General features: G+C 62.6%; 15 protein-coding genes and 1 pseudogene. 11 read left to right on the top strand and 5 right to left on the bottom strand.

Translation table 11 applies throughout. The features are described from left to right. The first annotated feature begins 135 nt into the window (after nucleotides 1-135). The 10 genes and pseudogenes from IPM84_04515 to IPM84_04470 all read left to right on the top strand — a co-directional run bounded on the left by IPM84_04515 (nucleotide 136) and on the right by IPM84_04470 (nucleotide 8,463). Nucleotides 136-822 carry an HTH domain-containing protein gene (locus IPM84_04515; protein MBK9092033.1) on the top strand — a complete coding sequence of 229 codons (687 nt, stop codon included), beginning with the start codon at nucleotides 136-138 and terminating at the stop codon, nucleotides 820-822. A 119-nt stretch (nucleotides 823-941) separates the two neighbouring features. Then, on the top strand, nucleotides 942-1,796 hold the full coding sequence (gene sufC, locus IPM84_04510) for a Fe-S cluster assembly ATPase SufC (GenBank protein ID MBK9092032.1): 855 nt from the start codon (nucleotides 942-944) through the stop codon (nucleotides 1,794-1,796). 24 nt (nucleotides 1,797-1,820) lie between these two features. Beyond that, nucleotides 1,821-3,238 (top strand): annotated as a pseudogene (gene sufB / locus IPM84_04505) (Fe-S cluster assembly protein SufB). A gap of 82 nt (nucleotides 3,239-3,320) precedes the next feature. Further along, nucleotides 3,321-4,673: a Fe-S cluster assembly protein SufD gene (sufD, locus tag IPM84_04500; protein ID MBK9092031.1), complete on the top strand. Its 1,353-nt coding sequence runs from the start codon at nucleotides 3,321-3,323 to the stop codon at nucleotides 4,671-4,673. Between the two features lie 28 nt (nucleotides 4,674-4,701). Beyond that, the gene (locus IPM84_04495) at nucleotides 4,702-5,553 is read left to right on the top strand and encodes a sulfurtransferase (protein MBK9092030.1); all 852 of its coding nucleotides are present in this window, start codon (nucleotides 4,702-4,704) and stop codon (nucleotides 5,551-5,553) included. Nucleotides 5,554-5,632: 79 nt separating this feature from the next. Then, nucleotides 5,633-6,091 (top strand): iron-sulfur cluster assembly scaffold protein, encoded by a 459-nt coding sequence (locus IPM84_04490; protein MBK9092029.1) that lies wholly within the window; start codon nucleotides 5,633-5,635, stop codon nucleotides 6,089-6,091. 5 nt (nucleotides 6,092-6,096) lie between these two features. Continuing rightward, nucleotides 6,097-7,332, top strand: a complete 1,236-nt coding sequence (locus IPM84_04485; protein ID MBK9092028.1) for a cysteine desulfurase — start codon at nucleotides 6,097-6,099, stop codon at nucleotides 7,330-7,332. Between the two features lie 9 nt (nucleotides 7,333-7,341). Further along, nucleotides 7,342-7,728: an SUF system NifU family Fe-S cluster assembly protein gene (locus IPM84_04480; GenBank protein ID MBK9092027.1), complete on the top strand. Its 387-nt coding sequence runs from the start codon at nucleotides 7,342-7,344 to the stop codon at nucleotides 7,726-7,728. A gap of 54 nt (nucleotides 7,729-7,782) precedes the next feature. Then, nucleotides 7,783-8,097 (top strand): non-heme iron oxygenase ferredoxin subunit, encoded by a 315-nt coding sequence (locus IPM84_04475; GenBank protein ID MBK9092026.1) that lies wholly within the window; start codon nucleotides 7,783-7,785, stop codon nucleotides 8,095-8,097. 60 nt (nucleotides 8,098-8,157) lie between these two features. Further along, nucleotides 8,158-8,463 (top strand): metal-sulfur cluster assembly factor, encoded by a 306-nt coding sequence (locus IPM84_04470; protein MBK9092025.1) that lies wholly within the window; start codon nucleotides 8,158-8,160, stop codon nucleotides 8,461-8,463. A 20-nt stretch (nucleotides 8,464-8,483) separates the two neighbouring features. Here IPM84_04470 and IPM84_04465 read toward each other — a convergent pair whose 3' ends face one another. Both IPM84_04465 and IPM84_04460 read right to left on the bottom strand, forming a co-directional pair. After that, on the bottom strand, nucleotides 8,484-8,933 hold the full coding sequence (locus IPM84_04465; protein ID MBK9092024.1) for a D-tyrosyl-tRNA(Tyr) deacylase: 450 nt from the start codon (nucleotides 8,931-8,933) through the stop codon (nucleotides 8,484-8,486). Then, nucleotides 8,934-10,748 (bottom strand): AAA family ATPase, encoded by a 1,815-nt coding sequence (locus IPM84_04460; protein MBK9092023.1) that lies wholly within the window; start codon nucleotides 10,746-10,748, stop codon nucleotides 8,934-8,936. Nucleotides 10,749-11,071: 323 nt separating this feature from the next. On the opposite strand from IPM84_04460, the gene IPM84_04455 reads away from it, so the two are divergent. Next, nucleotides 11,072-12,013, top strand: coding sequence for a hypothetical protein (locus IPM84_04455; protein MBK9092022.1), 942 nt, complete (start codon nucleotides 11,072-11,074; stop codon nucleotides 12,011-12,013). Nucleotides 12,014-12,043: 30 nt separating this feature from the next. Here IPM84_04455 and IPM84_04450 read toward each other — a convergent pair whose 3' ends face one another. From IPM84_04450 to IPM84_04440, 3 genes are all read right to left on the bottom strand, one after another. Then, a complete protein-coding gene (locus IPM84_04450; GenBank protein MBK9092021.1) occupies nucleotides 12,044-12,400 on the bottom strand; it encodes a hypothetical protein in 357 nt (118 codons plus the stop codon). A 15-nt stretch (nucleotides 12,401-12,415) separates the two neighbouring features. Beyond that, nucleotides 12,416-12,700, bottom strand: coding sequence for a hypothetical protein (locus IPM84_04445; protein ID MBK9092020.1), 285 nt, complete (start codon nucleotides 12,698-12,700; stop codon nucleotides 12,416-12,418). A 111-nt stretch (nucleotides 12,701-12,811) separates the two neighbouring features. Beyond that, nucleotides 12,812-14,320 (bottom strand): acetyl-CoA carboxylase biotin carboxylase subunit, encoded by a 1,509-nt coding sequence (locus tag IPM84_04440; protein ID MBK9092019.1) that lies wholly within the window; start codon nucleotides 14,318-14,320, stop codon nucleotides 12,812-12,814. Nucleotides 14,321-14,366: the final 46 nt, after the last annotated feature.

Raw genomic sequence — 14,366 nt, 5'->3', positions numbered from 1 at the left:
GGTACCCGCCTCCCAGCAGGTTGCCGTACAGGAGAATTTAATTTTAGCAGATAGATTTGACAAAATTGTCTAAAGCAGATACAATCGCCTTAGCACGTAGTGCTTATCGCAACGCCGTACGAAAGGAGCCAACCCATGGCGTTACTGCGAACCTTGCAGGACAGCCCGGCCGGACATATCGTGGAGATTTTGCAGCGACATGGCCCGCTGAGCATCAAAGCCATCGAAGAACAGGTGGGCGTGACTAAAACGGCCGTGCGTCAGCAGTTGACTAGTTTGATGGCCAGCGGGATGGTGACCACACAACTGGTGCGCGAGGGGGTGGGCCGTCCGCATTACGTCTATCTCCTGACCGAAAAGGCGCGCGAGGTCTTCTCCTGTTATTGCGACGAACTGGTGCTTTCGCTGTATGAGGAATTGCTGGCCGAAGTTGGCAGCGCCCGGATTTCTCTGTTACTCAATCGGGTCGGCAGCCGTTTAGCCACCAAGTATGATGAGCAATTGCGCGGCAGTCGCCTGGGAGAACGGGTGCGCTCGTTGGTCTCGGTCATGGAGGATAGGGGCATGCTGACCGACCTGCGCCCCACCAACCAGGGCTTCGTCTTGAAGTCGTACAATTGCCCGTATCACGAGCTGGCCCAGGAGCATCGCGAGATCTGCGAGATGGAGCAGACGATGATGTCGTCAGTGCTGGCCGCGGATGTGGAGCTGACACAGTGCATGATGGACGGTCACCGCGGTTGTGAGTTTACGGTGCTGCCGCGGTCGGCTGTCATCCAAATGGACGAGCAGGGGCTTGGCCTTGCGCCTGCCCGCGTTTGAGCGGATGAGTCGAACCAACACCGATGCCGGCAGGGTCCCCGGACCGTGCCTGAGCGCGACGCAATTTCCTGTGAACGTTTGGAAAAGAAGTAAACATGAAGGGGGCAATCAAGCCACATATGACGTCCGAACTTGTAATCAATAATCTGCATGTCACGGTAAACGACAAAGAAATCCTCAAAGGTGTCAATCTGACCGTGCGCCAGGGCGAGACCCATGCCCTGATGGGGCCGAACGGGTCCGGCAAGAGCACACTGGCCTATGCGATCATGGGCCACCCGCGCTACGTGGTCACCGAGGGTGACATTTTGCTGGATGGTGAGAGCGTGCTGGCGATGGAGCCTGATGAACGGGCCAAGGCAGGGCTTTTTCTGGCTTTCCAGTACCCAACGGCCATTCCCGGCGTAAGCCTTGCGAATTTCCTGCGCACCGCCGTCAGCAATGTGCGGGGTCACACGGCCAGGGCCAAGGCACAAGCACTGGCGGACCGTAGCAATGGCAACGGCCAAGCCAAGCCGATCGGCTCGGAACTGATGCCGATGAAGGAGTTCCGCAAGGACATGCGCGAGAAGATGGCGATGCTGGGGATTGAGTCCTCTTTCGCCAATCGTTATCTCAATGACGGCTTCTCCGGCGGCGAAAAGAAACGCGTGGAAATCCTGCAGATGGCGATGCTCAGCCCCAAGATCGCCGTGCTCGACGAAACCGACTCCGGCCTCGACATTGACGCCCTGCGCACCGTCGCTGAAGGCGTGAGCAAGTTGATTGGCCCCAACATGGGCGCGCTGGTCATCACCCACTACCAGCGGTTGCTCAACTACATCAAACCGGAATTCGTGCATGTGTTCTTCAACGGCCGCATTGTGCTCTCTGGCGGGCCTGAACTGGCCCTGGACCTGGAGGCGCGTGGCTATGACTGGGTGCGCGAACGTTTTGGCGAAGATGTCGCCGCGTACCTGGCGCGTCACGACTGATGATATCCACAGGGAGGTGTACCGATGGCAACTGAATCTGATCGCGCGATACTCGGTGACGTTAAGCAAGAGTATGAGTACGGTTTCTCCGATCCTGAAAAATACGCATTCAAGTCGGGCCGCGGCCTGAACCATGCGTTGCTTGACACGATCGCAGACTTCAAGAATGAGCCAGACTGGATGCGCCAGTTCCGGCATCAGTCGCTGGACATTTTTCTGTCCAAGCCGATGCCAAACTGGGGCGCAGATTTGAGCGGGATTGATTTCGACAACATTTTCTACTACGTGCGCCCGTCCGAAAAACAGGGCAAGAGTTGGGCCGACGTGCCGTCCGACATCAGAAACACGTTCGACCGCCTCGGCATCCCGGAGGCCGAGCGCAATTTCCTGGCCGGCGTAGGCGCGCAGTATGAATCAGAAGTCGTTTACCATTCGCTGCGCGAAGAATGGCAAAAGCTGGGCGTGATCTTCCTGGACACCGACAGCGGCCTGCGTGAGCATGAGGATGTCTTCAAAGAATATTTCGGCACGATCATCCCGCCCTCAGACAACAAGTTCGCCGCGCTCAACAGCGCAGTCTGGTCAGGCGGATCGTTCGTCTATGTGCCGAAGGGCGTCTCACTCGACATCCCGCTGCAAGCCTACTTCCGCATCAATGCCCAGAACATGGGCCAGTTCGAGCGTACGCTGATCATCGTGGAAGAAGGCGCCAATATGCACTATGTGGAAGGCTGCACGGCCCCGATCTATTCCAGCGACAGCCTGCACAGCGCCGTCGTCGAGATTATCGTCAAGAAAGGCGGCCGCTGCCGCTACACCACGATCCAAAACTGGTCGAACAATGTTTACAACCTGGTGACCAAGCGCGCGATGGCGCACGAAGATGCGCGCATGGAATGGATTGATGGCAACCTCGGCTCCAAGGTGACGATGAAGTACCCGGCGGTCTACATGGTGGGGCCGCGGGCGCACGGTGAAATCCTCTCGATCGCCTTTGCAGGCAAAGGCCAGCACCAGGACGCCGGCGCCAAGGTGGTGCATGCCGCACCTGACACCACCAGCCGCATCATTTCCAAGTCAATCAGCAAGAACGGCGGCCGCGCCTCGTATCGTGGCCTGCTCAAAGTGGCCAAGGGCGCGCGGTGGGTTCCAAGTCCAACGTGGTGTGCGATGCCCTGCTGCTCGATGAAGAGTCCCGTTCGGACACCTATCCCTACATCGAGATTGACGAAGACGATGTCAAGGTGGGTCACGAAGCCTCGGTGAGCAAAATTGGCGAGGAGCAGCTCTTCTATATGCAGAGCCGCGGGCTGAGCCAGGACGAAGCCTCAGCCATGATTGTGGCCGGTTTCATCGAGCCGATGGTCAAGGAACTGCCGATGGAATACGCGGTGGAAATGAACCGCCTGATCCAATTACAGATGGAAGGCTCCATCGGTTGAGCCGCCCGGTTGTGGCTGCGGCGGGTCGCATGACGTGACCGGCCGCAGCCAGGGCCGTGTCGAGGACAAGAGGTATTGAACTGTGACTGTGATAGCCAAAGAATTAACCGTTCCCACGAATATCAGCCGCGAAGCGGTGGAAACGCTGGCCGCGCTGAAAGGCGAGCCAGATTGGATGCTCGACCGGCGCCTGCTGGCCTGGCGCTTTTTTGAAGAGATTCCCATGCCTACGGGCGCGGAAGAAACCTGGCGCCGCACGCGCCTCACCGGCTTCAAGTTGGACGCGGTGCAGCCGTTTGTGCCTGAGCGTGATAGCCGTGTGGCGAAACAGACCGACTTGCCGGCTGCCATTCAAGCCGAACTGGCGACGTTGAGCACCAACGCCGGCGCCGTCGTTCACCGCGACGCGGACCTGCTGTTCTCCAGCCTGCGCCCCGACCTGGCGGCCAAAGGCGTCATCTTCTGCGACCTGCACACGGCCGTGCGCCAACACCCCGACCTGGTGCAAAAATACTTCATGACCCAGGCCGTGACGCTGCCCGACGATGACAAATTCGCCGCGCTGCACGCCGCCCTGTGGAACGGCGGCACGTTCCTGTATGTGCCGCGCGGCGTCGTCATTGACACCCCCTTGCAAGGCTTGATCGCCCTGGACCAAGCCGGCGTCGGCAACTTCTCGCATACGATCATCGTGGCCGAGGCCGGCGCCGAGGTCACCTACCTGGAAGAAATGGTCTCGTTACAGAAGCGCGACAGCCAGGATTTTCACAGCGGTATCGTTGAGATCATCGCCCAAACCGCAGCCCGCGTCAACTACATCAGCCTGCAAAGCTGGGGTGACCAGGTCTTCAATTTCTCGCGCGAGCGCGCCGTGGTCGGTCGCGATGCCCATGTGCTCTGGGTGACCAGTCAGTTGGGCAGCCGCTTGACCAAGACCTTTCAACAGGCCGATCTGCTGGGCGCGGGCGCGTCCAGCGAGATGCTGGGCGTTCTCTTTGCCACCGGCCGTCAGCACATTGACCTGGATACCTTCCAGCGCCACGTCGCGCCTAACACCGTCAGCGACCTGTTGTACAAGGGCGCGCTGCGTGACCGGGCGCGCGCGGTTTGGCGCGGCATGATCCGCGTGGAACCCCACGCGCAGAAGACCAACGGCTATCAGAAGAATCAAAACCTGATCCTGAGCAAGCAGGCGCGTGCAGATTCCGTACCGGGTCTGGAAATCCTGGCCGATGATGTGCGCTGCACGCACGGCGTGACGGTGTCACAGGTGGAACCTGAGTACGTCTTCTACCTGATGAGCCGCGGTCTCAACAAGGAGCAAGCCGAGCACATGATCGTCGCCGGCTTCTTCGAGGAAGTGCTGGCGCGTATTCCGCTGGAAGGGGTGCGTGAAAAGCTGGAGGCGGCCATCGGCGAGCGCATCGGCGTTTGACGAGCAACGTTTGGCAGAGGAGCTAACGATGAACGAAAAAGGTTATGTCCATCCAGAGGTGCTGGTGAGCACCGCCTGGGTGGCAGAGCATCTGAACGATCCCGCGGTGCGCCTGGTCGAATCGAACGAAGACATCATGCTGTACGACATCAAGCACATTCCCGGCGCGGTGCAGATTGACTGGCAGCGTGATCTGAACGACCCCCTGACGCGTGACTACCTGGGCCGCGCCTCCTTCGATGCGCTGCTGTCGCGGCACGGCATTGGCAACGACACGACCGTGGTGTTTTACGGCGACAAGAACAACTGGTGGGCCTGCTACGCTTTTTGGGTGTTCCAACTGTTCAGCCATGCGAACGCACGCGTGATGGACGGCGGCCGCGCGAAGTGGGAAGCGGAAGGCCGACCCATGGTGCGCGAGGCGCCGAGTTACCCGACCGCCAGTTACAAGGCGCCGGAGCGAGCCGACTACCCGATTCGAGCCACACGTGACCAGGTGCTGGAACACGTGCATCAGAAGCGACCCCTGGTAGATGTACGCTCGCCGGGCGAGTATTCGGGTGAGATGCTGCACATGCCTTCGTATCCGCAGGAAGGCGCGCTGCGCGGGGGGCACATCCCCGGCGCGCGCAGCATTCCCTGGGCGCGCGCCGCCAACGCCGACGCAACCTTCAAGACGGCCGCGGAACTGCGTGCGATCTATGAACAGGAGCAGGGGCTGCGGGCCGCTGACAACGTCATCGCCTACTGCCGTATCGGCGAACGCTCTGCGCACACCTGGTTCGTGTTGAAGTACTTGTTGGGCTACCCCCACGTGCGCAATTACGATGGCAGTTGGACCGAATGGGGCAATCTGGTTGGCGTCCCCGTCGAACGCTAGAAGATAGACTTCCGAAGTCTTGCCGTTTTTACTGAATCGCAGTACAATCGGGCCGATTTTGGCAGCAAAGAGGTAGGCCGTGGATCGGCAAGAAAGAATTGATTTCATCCTGGAGCACTACGAATCGCCGCGCCATTACGGGCCAACCGACCCGGCGGACATGGTGATGCAGGGCGGCAATCCGGGGTGCGGCGATATCATTACCGTCTACTTGAAGGCCGATGAAAACGACGCCATCGCCGGACTCAGCTTCGAGGGCGCCGGCTGCACGATCAGCCAGGCAGCCACCTCCATGGTGATGGAAATGTTCGAGAGCAAAACCCTGACCGACATCGAGAACACCGCCCAAGACACGATCATTGACCTGCTTGGCCGCGAAATCGCCGCCACCCGCCTGCGCTGCGCCACCCTGGGACTGACCACGGTGCAGAACGCGGTGCGCGAGCTGCGGCGCCAGCGCCTGGCGCGGGAGTATGGCGTGATCCTGCCGGAGACGCGCTCGCAAGGATTTGTGGCAATGAGTGAGGTGACAGGGTGAGCGGCCTGCCTGGACGGCCTTTCGATGTGGAAGCTGTGCGCGCCCAGTTCCCCATTCTGACGCGCCAGGTGCATGGCAAACCACTGGTCTACCTCGACAGCACCGCCAGTTCACAGAAACCGCAAGCCGTCATCGAACGGCTGGCGACCTATTATGCCCAGGGCAACGCGAACGTGCATCGCGGCGTGCATACCTTGAGCGAGGAAGCCACCGCCGCGTTCGAGGCCAGCCGCGCCAAAGTGGCGCGCTTCATCAACGCCGCCAGCAGCAAAGAGATCATCTGGACGCGCAACGCCACGGAGGCCATCAACCTGGTGGCGTACAGTTGGGGCAGCGCCAACCTCAAGCCGGGCGACGAAGTGCTCATCACCGAGATGGAGCATCACTCCAACATCGTGCCCTGGCAACTGGCCTGTCAGCGCACCGGCGCCACGCTGCGCCATGTGCCGGTGGATGACGAGGGCTTTCTGCGCCTGGACTTGCTCCCCACCCTCCTCACCCCGCGCACCCGCCTCTTCGCCTTCACCGCCATGTCCAACGTGCTGGGCACCATCGTCCCTGTGGCCGAGCTGACCGCGGCCGCGCATGCCGTAGGCGCGCTGGCGCTGGTGGACGGCGCGCAGAGCGTGCCGCACCTGCCGGTGGATGTGCAGGCGCTGGGCGCCGACTTCCTCGTCTTCTCCGGGCACAAGATGTGCGGGCCGACCGGCATCGGCGTGCTCTACGGCCGCCGCCAACTGCTGGAAGCCATGCCGCCTTTCATGAGCGGCGGCGACATGATCAAAGAGGTGCATCTGGACGTCTCGCGCTGGAATACCCTGCCCTGGAAGTTCGAGGCCGGCACGCCCGCCATCGCAGAGGCGATTGGGCTGGGCGCGGCCGTGGATTACCTCGACAACCTGGGCATGCCCGCCATCCAGGCGCATGAGCATGCGCTGGTGACTTACGCCATGCAGCAGTTGCAGCAGGTAGAAGGGCTGCGCATCCTCGGCCCAGACGCCGATCACCGCGGCGGCGTGGTGGCCTTCACCCTGGGGGACATTCACCCGCACGACCTGGCCGCCATTCTCGACGGCGAAGGCATTGCCATCCGCGCCGGTCATCACTGCGCACAGCCCTTGCATGACCGTTACGGCCTGCCCGCCAGCGCCCGCGCCAGCTTTTATCTGTATAACACCGCGGCCGAGGTAGATCAATTGGTCGCGGCCCTGGACAAAGCCAGAGAGATGTTCGCCTTGTAGGAGAGTCGTATGGACGCACTGTATCGGACGGAAATTTTAGAGCATTATCGGCGTCCGCATCATTTTGGGCACCTGGAAGACCCAGACATCACCCATCATGACGCCAACCCGTTCTGCGGCGATGACATCACGATTGATCTCAAGATCGCGGATGGCAAGGTGGTGGACGCGGCGTTTCGCGGTCACGGCTGCGCCATCAGCCAGGCTTCGGCTTCGATGCTGATGGATGAGATCATCGGTGCGCCGCTGGATGACCTGAAGAAGTGGAGCAAGGACGATGTGCTTGGCCTGCTTGGCATCGAGATCGGACCGGTGCGCCTGAAGTGCGCACTGCTGCCGCTGAAGGTGATGAAAGCGGGCGTGTGGGGATTGGAAGACACCGATCAAGAGGATTAAAGCACAGAGGATCGAAGAATAGAGGATCGAAGAATAGAGGATCGAAGAACACGTATGGCGAAGTTCGTGAAAGTGGCTGCCCGGGCCGATATCCCGGTGGGCGGCAAGAAATTGGTGGAAATTGACGGCGTGGCCGTGGCGGTGTTCAACGTCAACGGCGCGTTTTATGCCATCGAAGACGTGTGTACGCACGATGGCGGTAACCTGGTGGCAGGCGATCTGTTCGGCAACGAGATCGAGTGCCCGCGACACGGCGCCCGCTTCGATGTGCGCAGCGGAGCCGCCACCAAGATGCCCGCGTTCGCGCCCCTGCCGACCTACGCCGTCAAGGTTGAGCAGGACAACGTGCTGGTGGAAACGCTGGATTAGGGCAAGACGACAGGGAAGAATTGCCAGAAAAGAAAATGATAGAAAAGGAAAGCGAGAGTCATGCCAACGCCTGAAGAAATTCGAGAAGTGCTGAAGATCAATGTCAAAGACCCAGAGCTGATGTTGAACGTGGTTGACCTGGGGCTGATCTATGATATTACGGTGGAGGACAAGTCCGCCACCATTGCGATGACCCTGACCAGCCCTGGCTGCCCGGTCGGGCCGATGATCCTGGGCGACGCGCAACGTTATGTTCACCAGGCGTTCCCTGAGCTGGAGGAAGTCAACATTGACCTGGTGTGGACGCCGTTCTGGAACCCCAGCATGATGAGCGAGGACGCCAGGGAGGAGCTGGGGATTTTCTAAGCGGCCTCTGGTGGTCGTTCTCAGATCAAATCTGCCGTATCCAGCCACAAAGTCACCGGCCCATCGTTGACCAACGTCACTTCCATGTGCGCCTGAAACTGGCCGGTGGCGACGGCCAGGCCCTGTTCGCGCAGCCGCTCGACGAAGTAGGCGACCAACGGTTCGGCCTGCTCGGGACGGGCGGCCCGGGTGAAATCTGGCCGCCGCCCTCGGCTCGCATCCCCGTAAAGCGTGAATTGCGGGACGACCAGCAGCGCGCCGCCGACCTCCCGCAGCCCCTGGTTCATCTTGCCCGCGGCATCCCCGAACAGCCGCAGTCCGGCCACTTTGCGCGCCAGCCACTCAGCCTCGACGCGGGTGTCGTCATGGGTGACGCCCACCAGCGCCAGGAATCCCCGGCCAATGGCGCCAACCTCCTGTCCCGCCACGGTAACGCTGGCCCGGCTGACGCGCTGGATCACCGCGCGCATCTATTCTTCTCCTTCCAAGCTCCGCTCAACATTCAGCTCTTGCCACACCAACCGGTCGAACCCCAGCGAGACGACCGCGAAAGTGCGCAGGCGCAGGCGCTCGCCGTAGCGCGCCAGCAGACCGGCGCGCGTCTGCGGCAGGATCGCCAGCGCTTCCGCCAGCCGGGCCTTGACCAGCGGCAGTTCAGCCACAGCCGCCGCGCTGAGCGCGCGCGCGGCCGCGCCGGTCAGCTCCGCCTCTTTCAGGGGCACGTACTTGAACTCCAGCAGGATGTCGAGCAGCTCATACTGGCGCATCTCCGGCCGCACGATCATGGTCAGGTCCGCGTAGGTGCGCGCCAGCGCAGTCTCCGAATCCATGATGTAGGCGATGTCGTTGAAGAGCAGGGTCAGGAAAGCCGTCTTGACCGTCAGCTCGTTCGCCCAACGGTAATCCCGGTTGTCGAACACGGGATAGTAGCGCTGCTCGATGAAGTTGCACAGCGGCTGCAGATTGCCGGTTTGCCACAGGCCGCGCGCCGCTTGCCGGCCTTCGTCCAGGAGATGCCGATCGGCCAGCAGCATGTCCTGGATACGCTCCACGTACAGCCGACGCACCACCAGGTTTGGAATCGTCAGCATCAACTCGCCTGACGGCGTGCGTCCGCCGAAGGTGAGCACGCCGAAGTAGGTGAGGAACGAGGCCATGAACGGCGCGTCCTTGACCGCCATCAGCATGTCCTCCACGCCAAAGCGGTCAGCCAGGGCCGAGACCGCCAGGGTTGGTGCGCCGTTGACCGCGTCGAGGATGATCTGACCGCCGCCGGGCAGGCTGGCGATGTACGCGATCTTGCCGCGGTCCATGGCCAGGTTGCTGTCGAGCATGTTTTCGGGATAGCCGCAGGCGCGTTGGAAATGCTTGAAGAAGTAGAGCGCCAGGGTGGGGTTGTAGATGCGCTCGGCCGCCATGTTCGTAGTGAAGCGATAGCCGTTGTAGAAGGTGCGCACCATCTCCAGGGCCTCATCCGCCTGCGCCGCGGCCCACCCGCAGGTCGCTGTGATCTGGCGCAAGGTGACGGCGATTTCGTCCTCGCGAAAGCCGCACAGGTCGTTGAACTCCGGCTGCAGGGTAATCGTCTCCGAGACGTTGTAACCGCTGGTGAGATCGCTGAGGACCACGGGCGAGACGCCGGTGATGAAGACGCGGTCCACGCCAAAGCCGCTGGCCCCGCCCTTGACCGCCTTGAAGAGAGTTTTGAGCGTGCCTTCCCCGCGCAGCAACGCGTCGTAGCGTTTCTTGCCGGCCGGGTGACCGCCCATGGCCAGTTCATTGGCGAAGTTGTCGTACTCGTCAATCAACAGGTAGAGCTTGTAAGGAGTGTGGCGCATGGCTGTCAGCGCTGACTCGAAGGATGCCACCGCGTCGGTAGGGAAGATTTCGACGGGAGATGACAAGCGATCCTGGTAGCGGACAGCGAAATCGTGAATGCGGGCATTGACGTGCCGATACAGGGCCTGGGTGATGTCTTCGGCGGTGCCCTGGGCGGCTACCAGCGAAAAGTCCCAGCGCATGACAAAATACTGATTGTGCAGCGGGGTGGGCGCGCGACCAATCGCCAGGCGACCGAACAACAGCTCGAACTGATCGGCCCTGGCCACGTCGTAATAGTTCGCCAGCATGGAAAGCAGCAACGACTTGCCGAAGCACCGCGGGCGCAGGAAGAGCAGTTGCTTGCCCAGGTCTTCGAGCAGCGGGATGCAGTCGGTGCGATCCACATAGAAATAGCCTTCGCTCATCACCTGAAGGAAATCACTGATGCCGTACGGAAACTTCATCGCCCCCTCCTGAAAACCATGCAACCAACAAGCGATCAGCCATCGAAATCCCGCCTGCGGTTGAAATTTTACCCCTGCCTGCGCCTGGCGTCAAGCCACCCAGTCGCTGAGCAGGAATTCCAAATGTGGTCGCTGAAGGCATCTGGAATGAAGGCTTTAGCCGGTTATTGGGCGCTTGAGAACCCTGTGGCAGACCGGCTGAAGCCTCGATTCCGGGTACATTTGGAATTCCTGTGTGCGCGCGGACGCACTTGCGTAAGCGGGCAGCCTGGCGTAAACTTACGCCGACCCCCACAATCAACCGCAAAGGAACAATCTCGAACATGAATTCCGCACGACCCACACCGGTGTTTTTACCATCCGTCGTTGACGGCCTGCCGGCCGTTATCGGACGGTCGCCCTTCGTGACGCTGACGGTCATTCCGGCCTGGGGCGCCAAGATCGCCTCGCTGCGCGCGGCCGACGGTCATGAGTGGCTGTGGCGCAATCCCCACCTGCCCTGGCGGCTGCCCACGGTCGCTACGTCGTACATCCGTGAAGCCGATGTGGGCGGGTGGGATGAGTGCTTTCCCGCGGTGGGGCCAGGCCCCTATCCGCTGCCGCCCTGGCAGGGTCGCCCGATTCGGGATCATGGCGAGGTGTGGGCGCAGGCGTGGGAAGTCGAGGAGGCCGCCGATTGCCTGCGGCTGGCGACTACTGGCGATCAGTTCCCCTATCGCCTGGTGCGGACGATCCGGTTGGCGGCCGCTGAGCCGGCCTTCGAGATGACCTATGAGCTGACCAACCTCAGCCCGGCGCCGTTTGCCTTTCTCTGGTGCGCGCACCCGCTGCTGGCGATTACGCCGGGGATGCACCTGCGCCTGCCTCCCGGCAGCCCGGTGCGCAGCGACGGTCATCTGCCTGGGCGCTTCACCTGGCCGGCCGCCGGCGCGCTGGACTTGACACACGTTCCTGGCCCGGAGGCTGCCTGGGCCGCCAAGCTGTATGTGGGGCCGTTGACGGAGGGTTGGGCCGCGCTTTACGATCCTGCAACCGGCCGCGAGCTGCGCTTCGAGTTCGACGTGCGTGTGACGCCGTTCGTGGGGCTGTGGCTCAACTACGGCGGCTGGTCAGGCGCGGGCAGCGCGCCCTACTACAACCTGGGACTGGAACCATGCAGCGGCATGCCTGATGACCTGGCGAGCGCGGTGGATCCAGCCTGGAACGCGTTCTCCACCGTCGCCGCCCACAGCACGCTCACCTGGCGGCTGCGCGTGCATGTGTAGTAGGGGCGCACCCTTGCGGTCGCTCACGCTTCAGTAATTTTCCAGCGGCGTCTGCTCGTACCACCAGAAGCCGTGCGTCAGGACGTAGAGACGATCCACACGGCCCAGCCAGCCGCAGACGCACCCTTCACGCCAGCGCGCGCTGCTGTCGCTCAGATACTTCAAGCCGCCGAAGAACTGCGGCGCATAGGCCTGGTAGCGAAAGCCCGCCGCGCTGACCGCCGCCTCCGGCAGCACCATCGTGTTGGTGCGCACCACCTCGTGCGGACAAACGCCCTGCACCGTGATCGCCAGCCCCGTCTCCAGGATCAGCTTTTCGCGGCGCAGCCCTTCCTCGTCGTCGAAGCCCAGCGCGGCCACGTAGGGCGCTTCATAATACAACCCCAACTCGCCGCCCAGGCGCTAAATCTCGTGCAGTTGGCGCATGGTGGCGAGCGCCAGGGAGTTGTAATGCACGGCGTGCAGGCGCACGAAGTAGGTGGCGGTGGCGCCCAACTCGTGCTCGATCTGCGCGAGGCGCAGCGCGTTGTTCACGGTGAAATCAATGTCGTGACGCAGCAGGAGCACGCGCGCCGCGCCGTCCGCCTTGCCGTCGAGCAGGTCTTGAAAACTGACGCAGGCAAAGCCCAGCGCCCGGGCCTCGCTCAGAATTTCCCGGTAATGGGCAAAGGTGAAGTTGCAGGGCATGATGTTCCGTTTCTGCTCAGCCGCCGAATGAATTCGGGGCGAAGGGGCGTTCCGCCGCAAAGTCGGCCTGCGCCGACTGGCGTCGCGTCCATGAGCCGTTATCCGTTTCTCTCAGCGGCCGTGTCCCAGGCGGAAGTGATCCGCCTGGCGCCAGGGATTATAGGGATCGAAGGGGTCGCCGGTCGGCGCGGGCGCGCCAGCGAGCGCCTGACCTTCCAGGAAATCGGACAGCGCGGCGGCGATCAGCGCCTCGTCGGGCAGAGGATCGGCGGCCGGCTGCCAATCGCTGAAGTGCTCTTCCACGAAATGGGTGGTGGCCTCGCCCGCCTGAAAGACCGGGTGCCGGATGACGGCCAGCAGGAAGGGGATGTTGGTGGCGACGCCCAGAATGACGTAGTGCTCCAGCGCCCAGGCCATTTTGCCCAGGGCCTCGGCGCGATCCTCATCCCAGACGATCAGCTTGGCGAGCATGGGGTCGTAGTGCAGCATCACCTGGCTGCCGGTGCTGATACCGGCGTCCACGCGCACGCCGGGGCCAACCGGCTCGACCGCAGTCAGGATGCGGCCGATGCTGGGCAGGAACTGGTTGGCCGGGTCTTCCGCGTAGATGCGGCATTCGATGGCGTGCCCGCGCTGGCTGATCTGCGCCTGGCTGAAGGGCAGCGGCTCGCCGGCCGCGACGCGCAGCTGCGCCTTGACCAGGTCAACGCCGGTCACCGCTTCGGTGATCGGATGCTCCACTTGCAGGCGGGTGTTCATCTCCAGGAAGTAGAAGTTGCGCTCCTGATCCACCAGGAACTCGATGGTGCCCGCGTTGGTGTAGTTGACCGCGCGCGCGGCCTGCACGGCGGCCGCGGCCATGTTGGCGCGCAGCGCCGGCGTCAGGCAGGGCGACGGCGTCTCTTCGATGATCTTCTGATGCCTCCGCTGCACCGAGCATTCGCGCTCGAACAGGTGGATGACCTGGCCGTGATGATCGCCCAGCACCTGGAATTCAACGTGGCGCGGCGCGGTCAGGTATTTTTCCAGGTAGATGCGGTCATCGCCAAACGCGTTGTGCGCCTCGCGCCGCGCGGATTGCAGCGCGTCGGCCAGGTCCTGCGGCCGCGGCACGATGCGCATGCCCTTGCCGCCACCGCCCGCCGCGGCCTTGACCAGCAGCGGGAAGCCGAGCGCCTCGCCCGCTTCGATCAGATCGGCGTCGGCGTCGCTGGCCTGGAAACCGGGCACCATGGGCACCCCGGCCGCGGCCATCGCGGCGCGCGCTGCGGTCTTGCTGCCCATCGCGGCCATGGCCTCCGGCGTGGGGCCGATGAAGACCAGGCCGGCCCGGCGCACGGCCGCGGCAAAGTCGGCATTTTCGGAGAGGAAGCCGTAGCCGGGATGAATGGCCTGGCAGCCACGCTCCACCGCAGCCTGGATGATCGTGTGGGCGCGCAGGTACGATTGGCCGGGCGCGGGCGGCCCGATCAGCACCGCCTCATCGGCCAGGGTGGTGTGCAGCGCCTGCGCGTCGGCCTCGGAATAGACGGCCACCGTGCGGATGCCCATCTCCTGGCAGGCGCGGATGATGCGCACCGCAATCTCGCCCCGGTTGGCAATTAGAACCCTATCGAACATACGGTTTTCCTCCCGAAAAGCCCCTGCGTCCTGGCGCCCCTGCGTT

It is taken from the genome of Candidatus Amarolinea dominans, assembly GCA_016719785.1.
GTDB lineage: Bacteria > Chloroflexota > Anaerolineae > SSC4 > Amarolineaceae > Amarolinea > Amarolinea dominans.
This window is presented reverse-complemented; position numbering and strand designations above follow the sequence as displayed.

What these genes read in the sequence shown, in the direction of transcription:
- IPM84_04515 (MBK9092033.1), top strand. Translation starts at nt 136, where the DNA reads ATGGCGTTACTGCGAACCTTGCAGGACAGCCCGGCCGGACATATCGTG.
- IPM84_04480 (MBK9092027.1), top strand. Translation starts at nt 7,342, where the DNA reads ATGGACGCACTGTATCGGACGGAAATTTTAGAGCATTATCGGCGTCCG.
- IPM84_04460 (MBK9092023.1), bottom strand. Translation starts at nt 10,748, where the DNA reads ATGAAGTTTCCGTACGGCATCAGTGATTTCCTTCAGGTGATGAGCGAA.
- IPM84_04465 (MBK9092024.1), bottom strand. Translation starts at nt 8,933, where the DNA reads ATGCGCGCGGTGATCCAGCGCGTCAGCCGGGCCAGCGTTACCGTGGCG.
- IPM84_04495 (MBK9092030.1), top strand. Translation starts at nt 4,702, where the DNA reads ATGAACGAAAAAGGTTATGTCCATCCAGAGGTGCTGGTGAGCACCGCC.
- IPM84_04470 (MBK9092025.1), top strand. Translation starts at nt 8,158, where the DNA reads ATGCCAACGCCTGAAGAAATTCGAGAAGTGCTGAAGATCAATGTCAAA.
- sufC (MBK9092032.1), top strand. Translation starts at nt 942, where the DNA reads ATGACGTCCGAACTTGTAATCAATAATCTGCATGTCACGGTAAACGAC.
- IPM84_04445 (MBK9092020.1), bottom strand. Translation starts at nt 12,700, where the DNA reads ATGCCCTGCAACTTCACCTTTGCCCATTACCGGGAAATTCTGAGCGAG.
- IPM84_04440 (MBK9092019.1), bottom strand. Translation starts at nt 14,320, where the DNA reads ATGTTCGATAGGGTTCTAATTGCCAACCGGGGCGAGATTGCGGTGCGC.
- IPM84_04455 (MBK9092022.1), top strand. Translation starts at nt 11,072, where the DNA reads ATGAATTCCGCACGACCCACACCGGTGTTTTTACCATCCGTCGTTGAC.
- IPM84_04475 (MBK9092026.1), top strand. Translation starts at nt 7,783, where the DNA reads ATGGCGAAGTTCGTGAAAGTGGCTGCCCGGGCCGATATCCCGGTGGGC.